This window comes from Negativicutes bacterium, from assembly GCA_018052945.1.
GTDB lineage: Bacteria > Bacillota > Negativicutes > JAGPMH01 > JAGPMH01 > JAGPMH01.
The window spans coordinates 1-17,656 of the sequence record JAGPMH010000034.1 but is presented as its reverse complement, the minus strand read 5'-3'; the positions used below and the strand labels follow the sequence as shown (position 1 = coordinate 17,656).

Sequence of the window (17,656 nt, the reverse complement as noted above, 5' to 3'; positions counted from 1 at the left end):
ATAAAATAAGGCAAGGTTAAAGTTTATCTTAAAAATAACTATAAAATGATTAATTAGATTGATATAATATGTTAAAAGTAATAAAATAACAACAGAAAATTAATATAAGTATGAGGTGTGGAATGAATCAAAATAATATAATAAAACAATCGGCTATTTTAAGATTTCGCCAAGCTGAGACTAGTGATTTAGATTATATTATGGAAGTTGAGCATGCAGAAGAAAATGCGAAATATGTTATTCCCTATGATCTGGAAAAACATACCGAGATGCTTAATGGAGAAAATACGAAACACTTTATAGTGGAATCAGCTGATGGCAGTGAAAAAATTGGCTTTTTAATTATTTCAGGGCTAGCTAATCCTTTTGCGGAAATTGAATTCATGAGAATTATTATGGCGGTAAAAGGCAAAGGCTATGGGCGTGAAGCCTTAAAAATGATGAAAAGTTGGGCGTTTGAAGATTTAAAAATGCATCGGGCGTGGCTTGATGCTAAAGTTGATAATGATCGGGCGATTAATTTATATAAAGATGAAGGCTTTGTGGAAGAAGGAATTATCAGAGAATGCATTAAAACTGGTGATGTGTATGAATCATTAATGATTTTAGGTATTTTAGCCAGAGAATACTTTGCCGACAAAGAGAAAAATTTATTTTAGGAGATATTATGAGTAAACTTGAAGTTGAATTAAAATTACAAATTATTGACGAGAGTCGTTGGAATGATTTGGTTGATTATTTAAAGGGCATGAATGATATTGTTCCAGGTAGTATTGAAAAGTCATTAATGGAAGCACGATATTTTGATACGGAGCAAAGATTGCTCAGCAAAATGGGTTATGCTTTTCGTGTTCGTAAAGAAAAAGATGGATTGGTGGCAACTTTAAAAGGGCGAGGCAAAGTTGAAAATGGCTTGCATAGTAGAGTAGAGTGGAATGTTATGGTTGATAGCTCTTGGCCCGATATTATGGTCTTTAAAGATGAACCGGGTTTTGAGCAAGATTTAATTGATATGATTAGCCCGTTTAGGTTGCAAAATATTATGGAGACGATGTTTACCAGAGAAAAAATGTTGTTACAGCTTGAGGATAATTTGATTGAAGTTGCTATTGACTGTGGTTTTGTTAGAGCCAATAATCATAATGCGCCAATCAAAGAAGTAGAATTAGAATTGCTTGAAGGTAAGGTGGAAACTGTTAAAGCTTTAGGCAGTAGCTTACTGGATAAATTTCCGCTAGAATTATCGGGAAAAAGTAAATTTGCGCGCGGTCTAGAAATAAGTAAAATGGTGTTATAACAAAAATTGCTGAGAAAAGATGTGAGCTAATGAATTTGAAAAAGGCGACAGGGTTTTTATTAGTAGTGCTAACTTTTTTTACTTTAAATACTGCTAGTGTTGAAGCGGCACTTATTGGGACAAAGCAAGAAATTTCAATGGGCAAGCCTGTCGCGAAGCAACTTGAAGATAAGTATGGCTTGGTCGAAGATGAAGCATTGCAGGCACGCATTAATGAAATTGGTATGAAAATGGTTAAAATTTGCGAGAGAAAAGACTTGCCCTACACCTTTAAGGTGCTAAACTCAGATGATGTTAATGCCGTGGCGGTGCCGGGCGGTTTTATCTATGTTTATAAAGGGTTAACGGACTTAATGAAAACTGATGATGAATTAGCTGGTGTTATTGGTCATGAGTTGGGGCATATTGTGGAACGACATTCAGTTCATCAAATGGAAAAAACTTTAGGGATGACTTTGTTGTTGGGAGGATTGTTTAAAGACAACAGCGTGGTGTTACAGAGTTTAGCCTTGAATGTTATTATGGCTGGTTATAGTAGAAGTGATGAAAAAGAAGCTGATCACTTGGGCTTTGTACATTCTACCAAGGCTGGCTACAATCCTTATGGAATGTTGATTGGCTTGATGAAACTATCTAGTCTTAATCCGGATCAAAAAAACAGTTGGTTTTCAACTCATCCGGAAGGTAAAACCAGAATCGAGTTAGCGAAAAAGGATTTAACGGCAGCCGGTATTAAGCCGAGTGTTAAGCAAACTGCTACTGAAATTAAAGTGGTTGATGGTGCTTGGCAATTACCGGCGATTAAAGCCGACACTGGCGGAACTGAAGCTATTTATCGAGCTTATCTGATTGCCGGCAGAATTTATCAAGCCGGACTTGACTTACAATACAACAACAATAAATATATTTTAGATTCAGATGGCGTTAATTTAATTATTTATTATGATAACCAAATTATTATGACTGTTACGGAAGATGATGCATCGGCTTATAATATGAATATTTATGAAACTGCTAATATGTATATGGATGCATTAAGGAATTGGAAAAAATAATTACAAATAAATACAAAAATGACAACGTACTAAGGAGTATTTTGTCTTATTTTGTCTTATTTTATACTTTAAAAGCTTGTTTCGACAAGCTTTTTTTATTTGCTGAAAAACTGGAAAAAACTTAAGGCTAGTCAAGATTTTTTGGCAGGATTTTGTATACAAATAGCTAATATAATATATACGGATATTTATCCCTACGTAGAGGGTGTATTTATATTTACAGAAGATCAATTGTTGGTGTGATGTTATAGTATCGCAGTTTTTGCTATGGACATGGTTGTATAACGATAAGTAGGTCTAAAATATTTTATGCAATACCTGGTGTTGTATTTTTAGGAGGATTATTTATGCGAAAAACAGATTGCTTAGCGATGATTTTAGCAGGTGGACAAGGAACTAGATTAGGATCACTAACTAAAAAGATAGCAAAACCGGCGGTGCCGTTTGGTGGTAAGTATAGAATTATTGATTTTCCTTTAAGTAATTGTAGTAATTCCGGGATTGATACGGTGGGGATATTAACGCAGTATCAACCGTTGGCATTGCATAATTATATTGGTTCCGGTGGTGCTTGGGATTTGGATCGAAAAAATGGTGGTGTGTTTATTTTGCCTCCTTATGCCAGAGAAAAGGGTGCGGAATGGTATAAAGGGACAGCTGATGCTATTTATCAAAATATAAATTTCATTGAAATGATTAACCCAAGCTATGTGTTGATTTTATCGGGTGATCATATTTATAGTATGGATTACTCTTGGCTTATTGATTATCATAAAGTGAAAAAAGCTGAAGTTACCATTGGGGTGATTGAAGTACCAATGGAAGAAGCACCGCGGTTTGGCATTATGAATACTGACAGCGAAAGTAGAATCACGGAGTTTCAGGAAAAACCGGCGCAGCCTAAGAGTAATTTAGCATCAATGGGAATTTATGTCTTTAATTGGAAGTTTTTAAAACGCTATCTAGAAGATGATGCGAAAGATACCGTGTCTAGCCATGATTTTGGTAAAAACATTATCCCCAAAATGCTCAATAATGATGCGAAAATGTATGCTTATGCTTTTAATGGCTACTGGAAAGATGTAGGGACGGTAGATAGTTTTTGGGAAGCTAATATGGATTTGTTAAAAGAAAAACCGGAACTAGATTTACATGATCGATCTTGGAAAATATATTCAGTAAATCCGGCGATGCCACCACATTATGTTGGTGAAAATGCCAAGGTTGTAAGATCGCTGGTTAGTGAAGGGGCGATTATTAAGGGTGAAGTTGTTAATTCTGTTGTATTTTCAGGAGTTACGATAGAAGAAGGAGCGAAGGTGGTGGATTCTGTTATTATGCCTAATGCTCATATTGGTAGTAATGCTGAGATTACTAGAGTCGTGGTCAGTCAAGATTGTGAATTAATGTCAGAAGCTAAGGTCGGTTGTAGCGATGGTGAGATTGTAGTTGTTCCTGAAGGCGAAATAGTTTATGCAACAGTAAAAAAAGATCAAGTTGTCTAAGATTTTTATTGTTTAGGAGGATTAGTTGTGAGAGATGTAATGGGGATAATTAATTTACACGAAAATGAAAATTTGATCTCGGAAATTACCGGAAGCAGACCGTTGGCGGCAGTCCCTTTTGCAGGTCGATATCGCTTAATCGATTTTACATTATCTAATATGGTTAATTCAGGGATTCAAAATGTGGGAATTGTGCTGAGCACTAAATCCAGAGCAGTAATGGATCATATTAGATCGGGAAAAGACTGGGACTTAGCACGGAAAAAAGATGGAGTTTGTTTTTTACCACCGGCGAGTTCCTCTGATTATAAAGATTCTTGTGATATTAGCACGCTTTATAAAAACTTGGATTTTTTACAAAATAGTAGCCAAAAGTATGTTTTAGTTTCCGGTAGTAATTTAGTTTATAATATGAACTATGATAAAGTTTTAAGATTTCATCAAAACACCGGGGCAGAAATTACGATGATTTATACTGATAAAAATGAAGATCAATTCCTAAAGGGCACAGTAATTAGAACGGCTGAGGATGGTAAGGTTTGTGATATTGCGCTTAACAATAGTTATCCTGGCATTAATAAACTATACTTAGGGGTAATGTTATTAAGAAAAGATTTGTTAGTGGAAATTATCAGTGATTGTCAGTCTCGTGGTGGTTGTGATTTATTATTAGATGGAATTATTCGTAATATGCAACGTTATAATATTTTTGGTTTTCAGTATAGTGGTTATGTTTCGATGATAAATTCTGTTGCAGAATATTATAAAGCCAGTATGAATTTATTGGAACAAGAAAATTGGCAACAATTGTTTATTAAGGATAGTTTAATTTATACTAAAGTTAAAGATGAAGCACCGGTAAAATATAAAGAAAGTGCCAATGTCCAAAAATCATTGGTTGCTAATGGGTGCGTAATTGAAGGGACAGTGGAAAACAGTATTTTGTTTAGAGGTGTCAATGTTGCTAAAGGTGCTTGTATTAAAAACAGTATCATTATGCAACGGTGTGATATTGAAAAGGATGTTAATTTGGAAAATGTTATTTGTGATAAAAACACAATTATTACGGCGGGCCATATTTTAAAAGGAGCGCCTAATTATCCAATTGTTATTGAAAAAGGCAAAGTTATATAATTTTTACAACCGTCTTGTACAAAGACGGTTGTGTGTTATCTAAAAAATAGCTAATTTTGGGGGTGAGCTTTTGTTTGAGAACAAAGATGAATTCAAAGCAGAATTCATAAAAAAAGTCCATGCAATATGGGGTAAGAGCTTAGATAGTGCTACTGATCATGAAAAATACATTGCATTATCGGGGGTTATTAGAGACTACGTTAGTAGCAATTGGATTAAAACCAAAAAAGAATATAATAAAGATAAGGGCCGCGAAATATATTATTTTTCGATTGAATTTTTATTAGGCAGTCTCTTGGATTGCAATATGATTAACGCCGGGGTAAAAAAGCTTTGTGCGGAAGGTTTGGCGGATTTAAATATTAATATTGATGATGTCTTAAACGAAGAACCTGACGCTGGTCTTGGTAATGGCGGTTTAGGGCGATTGGCAGCGTGTTTTTTAGATTCTTTTGCATCGATGGGTTTACCGGCACATGGTTGTGGTATGCGCTATCGCTATGGGTTGTTTAAACAAAAAATAGTTAATAATAACCAAGTTGAATTGCCTGATAATTGGCTGAAAGATCTATATCCGTGGGAGTTTAGAAGAACTGATAAAGCGGTAGAGGTTCATTTAAAAGGTCATGCTTATTGCGTTGCAAAGTCTGACGGCTCTCTTAAATCTATGCACGAAGATTATTTTACGATAAAAGCTGTACCTTATGATATTCCGGTAATCGGCTATCAAAATAATACTGTTAATACGCTACGCTTATGGAGTGCGGAATTGGTTAAGGATATTTCTGATTTAGAAAGCTATACTAAGGCAGATTTTGATACTTATATTACTAATAAAAACTGGGTGCAACGTATTTCAAAAATTTTATATCCGGATGATAGTACTTATGACGGGCGCGAACTGCGCTTGACTCAACAGTACTTTTTTGTATCGGCCGGAGTGCAAAGTATTTTCCGTCATTTTAAAAATAGTGGTTATGATACTAAAGATTTTGCCGAAAAGGTGGGAATTCATATCAATGATACTCATCCGGCGGTAGCGATTCCGGAGCTAATGAGAATTCTGATTGATGAAGAAGAGTTGGATTGGAATGAGGCTTGGGAAATAACTAGGAAAACGATGTCCTATACCAACCATACTATTTTGCCGGAAGCGTTGGAAAAATGGCCGGTGGATATGTTTAAAAACTTACTGCCAAGAATTTATATGATAATTGAAGAAATTAATCGACGCTTTGTATTAAGTATCAATGAAAAATATGGAAATTATGATAAAGCTAATGAGTTGGCAATTTTGCAAGATGGCCAAATTCATATGGCGAGATTGGCGGTTATTGGTAGTTATAGTGTTAATGGGGTAGCGGCAATTCATACCGAAATCTTGAAAGATTATGCCATGGCAGCTTTTCATCAGTTTTATCCCGGAAAATTTAATAATAAAACAAATGGCATTACCCATCGTCGGTGGTTAATTAAAGCTAATCCGAAATTAGCAGATTTAATTAGTGAGGCGATTTCACCATTATGGATTAAGCGTCCGGAACAATTGAGGAAGCTGGCAAAATTTGCAGCTGATTCAGCTTTTCAAGATAAAACGGCAAAAATTAAACTGGAAAACAAACAAAAATTAGCAAAATATATTCAAGAGAAGAATGGCGTAAAGGTTGATGTTAATTCAATTTTTGATATTCAAATAAAGCGGATTCATTCTTATAAGCGACAAATTATGAATGCACTGCATATTATGGATTTATACAATCGTCTCAGAGAAAATCCTAATCTTGATATTACGCCACGAACTTTTATTTTTGGTGGTAAAGCTGCTCCGGGATATTATATGGCCAAAGAAACAATCAAACTTATTAATACGCTTGGTGAAAAGATTAATAATGATAAGAGTATTAAAGATAAATTAAAAGTAATTTTCGTGGAAAATTATGGTGTAAGTTTAGGGGAGATGTTATTTCCGGCGGCAGATGTTAGTGAACAAATTTCTACTGCCAGCAAAGAAGCATCGGGAACCGGCAATATGAAGTTTATGATGAATGGTGCGATTACTATTGGAACATTAGATGGTGCTAATGTTGAAATTCGTAATGCGGTTGGTGAAGATAATATTATTATTTTTGGGCTTACTGCCAAAGAAGTTTTGGATTATCATCACTTTGGAAATTATCGGGCGTGGGATATTTATCATGAAAATCCTCGCGTTAAAATGGTAGTCGAACAATTGGTAAATGGCTTTTTTGATCCGGAAAATGAAAGCTTTAACTCATTATATGACTATTTATTGTTAGCAAATGATGAATTCTTTGTCTTGAAAGACTTTTTATCTTATTCTGCTGCTCATAATATATTGGATGAACGATATCGTGATAAAAAACAATGGCAAACTTCCAGTATCATTAACATTGCTCATTCCGGACAGTTTTCCAGTGACAGAACCATTGATGAATATGCTAAAGAAATCTGGAAAATAAAACCGATATTAGTACCGTAAAGTAAAAATAAAAGAGCTGGTGGACTGGAGGCTAAGTTGTGAAAAATTCGCCACTGAGTGAATATGCGATATACTTGTTTAATCAAGGAGATAATTATCGAAGTTATCAAATGCTAGGGTCACATCTCGTTAATTTTCAGGGGGAAAATGGCGTATCATTTGCGGTATGGGCACCACATGCTAAAAGCGTAAGTGTGGTAGGCGATTTTAACGATTGGGATGGTACTGTACATGTAATGTCGAAATGTGGATCCTCCGGTATTTGGCAGATTTTTATTTCGGGAATGACGGAACATACTGTCTATAAATATCAAATTACTACCGCTTATGGTAAAATTATATTAAAAGCCGATCCTTATGCCTTCTATGCAGAGCTAAGACCGAATACGGCATCTAAAGTATATTCTTTAGAAAATTATGCTTGGAATGATGCCGCTTGGGTGGAACAAAGAAAACACTATAATTCATATCAAGCGCCAATGCTAACTTATGAAGTGCATTTAGGCTCATGGCGTCGGGGTGTTAATGGTGAATTTTTAAGCTATAAAGATATGGCAGAGCAATTAGTGTCATATGTTAAGGAAATGAATTATACCCATATAGAAATAATGCCAATTTGCGAACACCCCTTTGATGGTTCTTGGGGCTATCAGGCTACCGGCTATTTTGCGGTAACGAGTCGTTATGGTGAGCCGAAAGATTTTATGTATTTGGTTGATTTGTGTCACCAAAATAATATTGGTGTAATTTTGGATTGGGTGCCGGGACATTTTTGTCGCGATGACCATGGTTTAAGAAAATTTGATGGACAACCACTATATGAATCACCGGATCCGATGTTAGCGGAAAATGATGAGTGGGGTACAACCAATTTTGATTATAGTCGCTATGAAGTGAAAAGTTTTTTAATTTCTAATGCGATGTTTTGGCTGGATGTATATCATATTGATGGACTGAGAATAGATGCGGTTGCCAATATGTTATACCTTGACTATGGTAAGGAAGACGGACAATGGAAACCAAACAAGCATGGTGGTAATGGCAATTTAGCAGCGATGGATTTTTTACGACACTTAAATCATGTTGTGTTTGAAAATCATCCTAATGCGTTAATGATTGCCGAAGAATCAACTTCTTGGCCATTAATGACTAAGCCGGTGTATATCGGTGGAATGGGCTTTAATTATAAGTGGAATATGGGCTGGATGAATGATATTCTCAAATATATGGAGTTTGATGCTATTTATCGAAAATGGAATCATAACTTGATAACTTTTTCGTTAATGTATGCTTTTTCGGAAAACTATGTGTTACCGTTATCGCATGATGAGGTTGTTCATGGTAAAAAATCGCTAGTAGAAAAAATGCCGGGCGACTATTGGCAAAAATTCGCAAACCTAAGAGCTTTTTATGGTTACTGGATGGCTCATCCTGGTAAAAAGTTATTGTTTATGGGCAGTGAATTTGCACAATTTATTGAGTGGAAATATTATGATAGTTTAGATTGGCATTTACTAGAATATCCCTTGCACCAAAAGATGCATGATTTTGTAAAAAATCTTAATGCTTTTTATGTTGAGCAAAAATCGTTGTGGGAAATCGATTGTGACTGGAAAGGTTTTGAATGGATTGATTGTCATGACTATTCTAAAAGTGTAATTTCTTTTATCCGAAAAACTAAGAAAATGCAAGATTTTGTAATTGTTGTTTGTAATTTTACGCCGGAAGTGCACTATGGTTATCGAATCGGAGTTCCGCAGTCCGGTAAATATCTTGAAGTGTTAAATAGTGATGCTAGGGAATTTGGTGGTTCCGGTGTCAGCAATATCCAAGAACTTAATACAGAACCAATATCTTGGCATAATCAAGAGAATTCATTAGTTCTAACTCTTCCACCACTTTCTACAATTTACTTAAAAATTACTAGAGAATAGTAAGTGCGAAAGGAAAGGTGATAGTATGTTAAAGGTTTTATTTGTTGCAGCAGAAGCTGTACCCTTTATAAAAACAGGGGGCTTGGCTGATGTGGCAGGATCATTGCCAAAAGCATTAACAGCTCAAGGTGTTGATATTAGAGTGGTAATGCCGAAATATGAAAATATTCCGGCTGAGTATCAACAAAAAATGAAACACATCGGTGAAACAACTGTTAATTTATCTTGGCGCAGTCAATATTGCGGTGTTTCGAAATTAACACAAGATTCGGTACCTTTTTATTTTATTGACAATGAATATTATTTTAAACGGAGCGGGTTATATGGTTATGATGATGATGCCGAAAGATTTGCATTTTTTAGCAAAGCGGTTTTTGAAATATTACCACTAATAGATTTTGTACCGGATATTATTCATTGCAATGATTGGCATGCCGGAATGGTTAGTGTGTTTTTAAAAGATCAATATCATTTTAAATATCCAAAGCTGAGAACGGTCTATACTATTCACAATTTGCGGTATCAAGGTGTCTTTGGGAAGGATATTATGGGCGATATTTTAGGGCTTGATTGGAAACATTTTCATGAAGGTGGCGTTGAGTTTGATGGTGCGGTAAATTATATGAAGAGCGGGATTGTTTACTCTGATTTTATTACAACCGTTAGTCAAAGCTATGCCGAAGAAATTAAATGTCCATTTTATGGTGAACGGTTGGATGCATTATTGCGAGAAAAAAGTCATTGCTTAGCTGGAATAATCAATGGTATTGATTATGATGTTTATGATCCACGCAAAGATGAAAAACTTTATCATAAATATAGTACGGAAAATATTTATGATAAAGTTGAAAACAAGGTTAAATTACAAGAAAAGTTAGGCTTACCACAAAATCGTAGTATTCCGATGATTGGGCTAGTGGCAAGGCTGGTAGCACCTAAGGGCTTGGACTTAATTGCGCATGTTATTGAAGAACTAATTAGTGGTGAAAATGTACAAATTGTCATCCTTGGTACCGGGGAGAGTCAATATGAAGAGTTATTTAGAAATATGGCGTGGAAATATCCGCGTAAAGTTTCCGCTAATATTATGTTTGACAATGAGTTAGCGCAACAGATTTATGCGGCGGCTGATATGTTTTTAATGCCATCACAATATGAGCCTTGCGGGATTGGACAATTAATAGCGCTTAAATATGGTACTATTCCGATTGTCAGAGAAACCGGAGGCTTAAAAGATTCCGTTAGAGCATATAATAAATATGATGGAACCGGTAATGGCTTTTCCTTTGCGAACTATAATGCGCATGAATTGTTGTTTGCGATAAAAAAAGCATTAGGGGCCTATGACGATAAAGCAGTATGGCAAGGTATCATCAAAAATGCGATGAAGAGTGATTTTAGCTGGCAACGTTCCGCTAAACAATATTTAAAACTCTATGAAAACTTACAACAAAAATAGGTCAGATGGGTTAGTTTTATAGCGAAAAATAAACAATCTAAACTCAACTAACCATAGCTCTTTAAGTTATGGCTAGTTGAGTTTTCTAAGTTTTAGGATAGTTGGTGATTAAGAAATGGAGCAAAAACAACCAATAGTGCATAACTCGCACCTACTAAAATATCGAGAGCCATTCGGTGCTGTTGCAACTAGTACGACGGTGAAAATTTGCATTGATATTTCATTATCAATAGCAGTGAAAGCCGTAACATTGCGCTTATGGCAAGATGGGATAGGTGCACAAATTATTAATATGACGGCACCAACTTTAAGGGAAGATGAGGCTGTTTATGAAGCTAGTATTCCTGTTGGCGAAAAATACGGTATTATCTGGTATTATTTTATCATTGAAACAGCTGAAAATATTTTGTTTTATGGTAACAATAAAGATAATTTAGGTGGCGAAGGTAGCTTGTATAATCATGAACCGCCGTCCTTTCAGATAACAATTTATCAAGAGGGCGTTACTACGCCAACTTGGTTTAAAAATGCGATAATTTATCAAATTTTTCCGGATCGGTTTTATCGTGATAATAAGCTAATGTTAACTGATAAAAAAAATAGATTGCTTCATGGTAGTTGGCAGAGTAAGCCTATTTACTTTAAAGATGTTAAAACCAAAGATATTATTGCTTATGATTTTTTTGGTGGTAACTTAGCCGGAATTATTGCTAAATTACCATATCTTAAAGAGCTGGGAATTAGCGTAATATATTTAAATCCTATCTTTGAAGCACAGAGTAATCATCGTTATGATACCGGAGATTATCATAAAATTGATGAGTGGTTGGGTGATCTTAATACTTTTAAAATGTTATGCCAAGAAGCTAATAAAGTAGGGATTGCTATTTTTTTAGATGGGGTGTTCTCTCATACTGGTAGTGATAGCAAATATTTTAATAAAGAAGGGACTTATGAGACATTAGGAGCTTATCAAAGTAAAAAGTCACCATATTATAGCTGGTACTGTTTTGAAGATTATCCCGATAAATATCAAAGTTGGTGGGGATTTGACACATTACCGAATGTGAATGAGTTGGATTTACAGTATCAAGATTTTATTATCAATAACAATGAGAGCGTTTTAAAATACTGGCTGGCACAAGGAATTAAAGGCTGGCGTTTAGATGTGGTCGATGAGATCCCGGATCAATTTTTGAAAAATTTCTACAAGACCTTAAAGCAAGAAAATGCTGAAGCGGTATTAATTGGTGAAGTTTGGGAAGATGCATCCCATAAAGCCAGTTATGGCAAGATCAGAGAATATCTTAATGGCGATGAGCTTGATTCAGTGATGAATTATCCTTTTCGTCGAATTTTAATTGATTTTATTTTAGGACATAGTGATGCTAAGTTAGCACAAAGATTAGTGTTGAGTTTATATGAAAATTATCCGCTGGAAAACTTCTATGCGATGATGAATTTGGTGGGGAGCCATGATGAAGTTAGGATAATGACTATTTTAGGGGAAGCCCAGATTAATGAATTTATGCCTGATACAGAAATCGCGGATTATCAGTTACCATTAGAACAATATAAGTTGGCGATGCAGCGCCTGAAACTATTAGCGACGTGGCAAATGACTTTTCCGGGAGTGCCTAGTATTTATTATGGTGACGAAGTAGGGATGCAAGGTTACAAGGACCCGCATAATCGAGGCAGTTTTATTTGGGGGAATGAAGATAAGAAATTATTGGAGTGGTATAAACAAATAATTGCAGTTCGTAACGCCAATCCGGCCTTAAGAACCGGCAGTTTTAAAATATTACAAGCGGAAGATGATATTTTTATTTATAGCCGAGTTATTAATCAAGGCATTGATGTTTTTGGGCAACCAGCAGAAAATGGCATTTTTATAGTGATTTTTAATCGGAGTAAAAGTGAAAAGTATGAGCTAACGCTTGAAGTACCGGAAATCAGTGTTGGAATTATGGAAGATGTGTTAACTTCTTGTCAATATAGTGTTTCTTTTGGTCAAGTTAATATAATCGTTGAGCCCTTAAGTGTTATTGTTTTGCAAGATGTTACGCCACAATATCAGAAAAAGGCGGGAATCTTGATGCATCCAACCTCCTTACCAAGTGCTTATGGACAAGGCACTATGGGAAGGGCAGCATATGAGTTTATAGACTTTTTGGAAAAAGCCGGACAAAGCTTGTGGCAGATTTTACCGCTAAATATTCCTGATAATGTGGGGTCGCCTTATCAATCAGTCTCAGCTTTTGCGGGTAATGTTAATTTATTGGATTTTGAAGAATTAATGACCTCACAACTATTAACGCCGGCGCTATTAAATCAATTTAAAGCTGAATTTTCGGCAGCACAAAGTTGTAATAGCCTAACGGTGTGTAGGAAGTATTTAAAGGTTGCCTTTACTAATTTTAAAGGCAGTACAGATTATGAGGAGTTTTGTCAGCAACAGAGTTTTTGGCTAAATGATTTTGCGTTATTTATGGCCCTCAGTGAAAAATTCTCTTTTAAAAGTTGGGATAAGTGGCCAACAGCGCTAAGAGTACGGGAGACGGTGGCTATTTCCCAAGCTACAGCGGAATTATTGGATGAAATTAATTATTATAAATTTACGCAATACCTTTTCCAAAGACAATGGCTGAAGCTAAAGCGCTATGCTAACAGTAAAGGAATAAAGATTATTGGTGATTTGCCGATTTTTGTATCGCACAATAGTGCAGATGTCTGGGCTAATCAAAAAATATTTAAATTGGCGACTGATGGCAGTCCGTTAACGGTGGCGGGAGTACCGCCGGATTATTTTAGTGAAACTGGTCAGTTATGGGGTAATCCTCATTATGATTGGAAGGTGCTAGCTAAGACGGATTATCAATGGTGGATAGAGCGCTTTAAAACGTTATTAAATTTGGTGGATATGATTAGAGTGGATCATTTTAGAGGGTTTGAAGCATATTGGGAAGTTCCTTTTGGGCAGAAGGATGCTGTTAAAGGAAGGTGGGTTAAAGCACCCGGACAAGAATTATTTGCCGCAATTAGAGCTAAGTTTGGTGATTTGCATATTATTGCCGAAGATTTGGGTAATATTACGAATGAAGTTATTGCCTTAAAACATCATTTTGATTTTCCGGGGATGAATATTTTACAGTTTTCGTTAATGATAGATGAAAATGAAGAAATTAAATTTACTTGTGACCATAACAGTATTATTTATACTGGAACACATGATAATAACACTATATCCGGTTGGCTGAGTCAGGATTTGCCTGAAGCTAAGAAAACGCAAATTATAAAATATTTACGCACTAAGGTCAGAAAAAACTGTGCAGAGAGTGATCTTTTATTAGAATTTGCTTATGGCAGTAGAGCGAAGTTTGCAATAATACCATTACAAGACTGGCTAAATTTAGATAGCTCGGCGAGAATGAATTTACCGGGATCGGTGGAGGCTAATTGGCAGTGGCAGGTGCAAGCTGACTGTTTGTCAGCTGATTTAGCACTAAAAATAAAAGAGCTGGTTCAATACTATAACAGACAATAGCATTTAAAAAGTTCTTGCTAATGAAGCACGAAAAGACAGTTATTTTATTAAAGCAGATTTAAAGTAACTAGTTATTTTCGTGCTTTATACTATTTTGTGATAAAAAACTTGAAAAATGCTGACGGTAAAATAGACATTGTACTTTTCAGACAAAACATTAGTTGGCAGGAGTATACAATTTGTATTATAATATTATGAAAAAGAGATGATGTGTAAAGGGGGGGCTAAATTGAAAATCGATGGAGCCCAGGCTGTAATAGAGTGTTTGAAAAATGAAGGTGTAGAAATTGTCTTTGGTTATCCCGGTGGACAGGTATTGCCACTATATGATGCGCTGTATAAGGCACAATTTCCACATATTTTGACGAGGCATGAGCAAGGGGCGGTACATGCTGCCGATGGTTATGCCAGATCATCCGGTAAAGTTGGTGTTTGCATTGCGACTTCTGGACCAGGAGCGACGAACTTGGTAACGGGAATTGCTACTGCTTATATGGATTCAATTCCGTTAGTTGCAATAACGGGACAGGTAGGGGTCGGTTTAATTGGTAAAGATTCATTTCAGGAAGCAGATATTTGCGGTATTACTAGACCGATAACAAAACATAATTTTTTGGTGAAAAAAGTTGAAGATTTACCAAGAGTTTTAAAAGAAGCGTTTTATATTGCAAAAACCGGTCGACCAGGGCCGGTAGTGGTGGATATTCCGCGTGATGTTTTTAATATGGAGCTTGATTTTGTTTATCCTAAAACGGTTAAGTTAAAAGGTTATAATGGTGAGTGTATCGGCACTGAAACTGATATTGACGTTTTTTTGGAAGCTTTAGATAAAGCGAAAAAGCCATTGCTGTTTATTGGTGGTGGTGTCATTATTGCGGAAATGCAAGAAAAAATCAAAGAGTTAATCTCAAAAACTAATATTCCGGTGATTAGCAGTTTGATGGGGCTTGGTAGCATCGAAAACAGCCACAATAATTTTTTGGGGATGGTGGGGATGCATGGCACTTATGCGGCTAATATGGCGGCAACCCATTGTGATATGCTAATTGGCATTGGGGTACGCTTTGATGACCGAGTTACTGGTTTAGTAAAAGAATTTGCTCCGGCGGCGAAAGTAGTGCATTTTGATATTGATCCGGCGGAGATAAATAAAAACGTTATTGCAGATTATAAAGTAGTGGGTGATTTAAGATGGTCCTTACCACTTCTTTGTGAAAAAATGGTTAAATGTAGTGTGGGCTGGCAAGAACAGGTAGATTTATGGTTAAAACAAACGCTTCAATGGAAAAGTGAGCAACCGCTTAGTTATGATAAATGTGCGGACTGTGTGATGCCACAAGAAGTTATTGAAATAATTAGTGAACTATCTGATGAAAATACCATCATTGTTACTGATGTGGGGCAACATCAAATGTGGACAGCCCAGTTTTATAAGTTTCGAAAACCACGCACCTTTTTAACTTCCGGGGGCTTAGGGACGATGGGCTATGGTCTGCCCGCGGCACTGGGCGCTAAAATTGCCAATCCGACCAAGCAGGTAGTGCTCATTTCCGGTGATGGCAGTATTATGATGAATTGCCAGGAGCTAGCAACTGCCAGTGACTGTGGTATTAATGTAAAAGTAGTTGTTATGAATAACCGCGTGTTGGGGATGGTTACACAATGGCAAAGAATGTTTTATGGCGAAAGATATTCACACTCGAGTGTTTATGGTAATACTGATTTTGTGAAATTAGCGGAAGCGATGGGCGTAGTGGGCTATCGCATTGAAAATAAACAAGACTTACGCAATATCTTAAAAGAGGCGCTAGCAGTTGAAGCACCGGCGTTAGTCGATGTTTGTTTGCCGACGGCGGAAAATGTATTGCCGATGGTACCGGCCGGTGGAAGATTGAACCAAATGATATTGGGGGATGAAAAATGAAATACACCTTAGCTGTGTTAGTAGATAATAAACCTGGTGTTTTAACACATATTGCCGGCTTGATCAGCCGGCGGGCGTTTAATATTGAAAGTATTGCCGCCGGACATTCGGAAGAACCTGATATTACTAGGATAAATATTGTTGTAGATGTTGATGATGAATTTCAATTAGATCAGGTTATCAATCAATTATCAAAATTAATTGATGTTATTAAAATTGTTAATTTAACAACCGTTGACTCAATTCAAAGAGAGTTAGTACTAATTAAAGTAAAAGCAAATCCAGCAACACGCTCAGATATCGTTAATATCGTTGAAATTTTCAGGGCAAAAATAGTTGATGTTAATAGAGAGACCATGGTCATCGAATTAACCGGCGAAGAAAATAAAATTGATGCCTTATGTGAAGTTTTATCAGAATATGAGATAATTGAAATTGTTAGAACCGGAAAAATTGCTTTATCGAGAGGTCCGAAAGCAGTTACGGCTAGTTAAGTTGTGAGGTAGCAAGGATGATACCTCTTAATTTTTCTAAAAGTAAAAGCTTAAGGAAAGCTTGACAAAATAAAAATAACAACTATAATAATAACTAACGGATAATTATTATTAATTATAAAATTTAATTAAGGAGTTGGAATGATGAATTTAAAAGGAACAAAAACAGAACAAAATTTACAAACAGCATTTGCGGGGGAATCTCAAGCTCGCAATAAATATACTTATTATGCTGCTAAAGCAAAAAAAGAAGGCTTTAATCAAATTGCTGCAATTTTTGAAGAAACAGCAGCTAATGAGAAAGAACATGCTAAAATTTGGTTTAAATTATTGCATGAAGGAATTCCTTCGACTGCCGAAAATTTAAAAGATGCGGCTTTGGGTGAAAATTATGAGTGGACTGATATGTATGCTCAATTTGCTAAAGATGCTAGAGCCGAGGGTTTTGATAAAATTGCAGCGTTATTTGAGGGTGTTGGTAAAATTGAGAAAGAACATGAAGAAAGATACTTAAAATTGCTAGAAAACTTAAATACAGAAAAAGTTTTCGCCAAAGAAGATAAAGTAGAATGGCATTGTGCTAATTGTGGACATATTCATAGCGGTAAAACTGCTCCGGTAATTTGTCCGGTTTGTGATCATCCGCAAGCGCATTTTCAAGTTAGAGCAACAAATTACTAAAAAATAAAAAGATAGTCTTTGATAGGGTTTAAAACCTATCAAAGACTATCTTTTTTTATAAGCTATTTTTATATAATTGTTTTTGTCGGTACATCGCCTCGTCGGCTGCTTTGAATATTTCGGCAA

The 17,656-nt window shown here is 35.8% G+C and carries 12 protein-coding genes; all 12 read left to right on the top strand.

All coding sequences use genetic code 11. The features are described 5' to 3' along the window. The first annotated feature begins 122 nt into the window (after positions 1 to 122). The 12 genes from KBI38_06150 (at position 123) to KBI38_06095 (ending at position 17,530) form a co-directional block, all read left to right on the top strand. Complete coding sequence (locus KBI38_06150; protein MBP8629638.1) at positions 123 to 659, top strand: GNAT family N-acetyltransferase; 537 nt, start codon at positions 123 to 125, stop codon at positions 657 to 659. Between the two features lie 8 nt (positions 660 to 667). Continuing rightward, positions 668 to 1,297, top strand: coding sequence for a CYTH domain-containing protein (locus tag KBI38_06145; GenBank protein ID MBP8629637.1), 630 nt, complete (start codon positions 668 to 670; stop codon positions 1,295 to 1,297). A gap of 29 nt (positions 1,298 to 1,326) precedes the next feature. Continuing rightward, positions 1,327 to 2,352 (top strand): M48 family metalloprotease, encoded by a 1,026-nt coding sequence (locus KBI38_06140; GenBank protein ID MBP8629636.1) that lies wholly within the window; start codon positions 1,327 to 1,329, stop codon positions 2,350 to 2,352. Positions 2,353 to 2,699: 347 nt separating this feature from the next. Continuing rightward, positions 2,700 to 3,857 (top strand): glucose-1-phosphate adenylyltransferase, encoded by a 1,158-nt coding sequence (locus tag KBI38_06135; GenBank protein MBP8629635.1) that lies wholly within the window; start codon positions 2,700 to 2,702, stop codon positions 3,855 to 3,857. Positions 3,858 to 3,884: 27 nt separating this feature from the next. After that, entirely contained in the window at positions 3,885 to 4,991 is a 1,107-nt protein-coding gene (glgD, locus tag KBI38_06130) for a glucose-1-phosphate adenylyltransferase subunit GlgD (protein ID MBP8629634.1), read from the top strand. A 70-nt stretch (positions 4,992 to 5,061) separates the two neighbouring features. After that, positions 5,062 to 7,491: a glycogen/starch/alpha-glucan phosphorylase gene (locus KBI38_06125; GenBank protein ID MBP8629633.1), complete on the top strand. Its 2,430-nt coding sequence runs from the start codon at positions 5,062 to 5,064 to the stop codon at positions 7,489 to 7,491. Positions 7,492 to 7,529: 38 nt separating this feature from the next. After that, positions 7,530 to 9,425, top strand: a complete 1,896-nt coding sequence (gene glgB, locus KBI38_06120) for a 1,4-alpha-glucan branching protein GlgB (protein MBP8629632.1) — start codon at positions 7,530 to 7,532, stop codon at positions 9,423 to 9,425. 25 nt (positions 9,426 to 9,450) lie between these two features. Then, complete coding sequence (gene glgA / locus KBI38_06115; GenBank protein ID MBP8629631.1) at positions 9,451 to 10,884, top strand: glycogen synthase GlgA; 1,434 nt, start codon at positions 9,451 to 9,453, stop codon at positions 10,882 to 10,884. A gap of 115 nt (positions 10,885 to 10,999) precedes the next feature. After that, positions 11,000 to 14,431, top strand: coding sequence for a 4-alpha-glucanotransferase (gene malQ, locus KBI38_06110; protein ID MBP8629630.1), 3,432 nt, complete (start codon positions 11,000 to 11,002; stop codon positions 14,429 to 14,431). A 229-nt stretch (positions 14,432 to 14,660) separates the two neighbouring features. Beyond that, a complete protein-coding gene (ilvB, locus tag KBI38_06105) occupies positions 14,661 to 16,355 on the top strand; it encodes a biosynthetic-type acetolactate synthase large subunit (protein ID MBP8629629.1) in 1,695 nt (564 codons plus the stop codon). Then, positions 16,352 to 16,849, top strand: a complete 498-nt coding sequence (ilvN, locus tag KBI38_06100; GenBank protein MBP8629628.1) for an acetolactate synthase small subunit — start codon at positions 16,352 to 16,354, stop codon at positions 16,847 to 16,849. The genes ilvB and ilvN overlap by 4 nt, the downstream gene beginning before the upstream one ends. A 141-nt stretch (positions 16,850 to 16,990) precedes the next feature. Then, on the top strand, positions 16,991 to 17,530 hold the full coding sequence (locus KBI38_06095) for a rubrerythrin family protein (GenBank protein ID MBP8629627.1): 540 nt from the start codon (positions 16,991 to 16,993) through the stop codon (positions 17,528 to 17,530). Positions 17,531 to 17,656: the final 126 nt, after the last annotated feature.

Bases quoted from the DNA above. Each gene is read 5' to 3' on its own strand.
- ilvN (MBP8629628.1), top strand. From the start codon at position 16,352: ATGAAATACACCTTAGCTGTGTTAGTAGATAATAAACCTGGTGTTTTA.
- KBI38_06150 (MBP8629638.1), top strand. From the start codon at position 123: ATGAATCAAAATAATATAATAAAACAATCGGCTATTTTAAGATTTCGC.
- KBI38_06135 (MBP8629635.1), top strand. From the start codon at position 2,700: ATGCGAAAAACAGATTGCTTAGCGATGATTTTAGCAGGTGGACAAGGA.
- malQ (MBP8629630.1), top strand. From the start codon at position 11,000: ATGGAGCAAAAACAACCAATAGTGCATAACTCGCACCTACTAAAATAT.
- KBI38_06140 (MBP8629636.1), top strand. From the start codon at position 1,327: ATGAATTTGAAAAAGGCGACAGGGTTTTTATTAGTAGTGCTAACTTTT.
- KBI38_06145 (MBP8629637.1), top strand. From the start codon at position 668: ATGAGTAAACTTGAAGTTGAATTAAAATTACAAATTATTGACGAGAGT.
- KBI38_06095 (MBP8629627.1), top strand. From the start codon at position 16,991: ATGATGAATTTAAAAGGAACAAAAACAGAACAAAATTTACAAACAGCA.
- glgA (MBP8629631.1), top strand. From the start codon at position 9,451: ATGTTAAAGGTTTTATTTGTTGCAGCAGAAGCTGTACCCTTTATAAAA.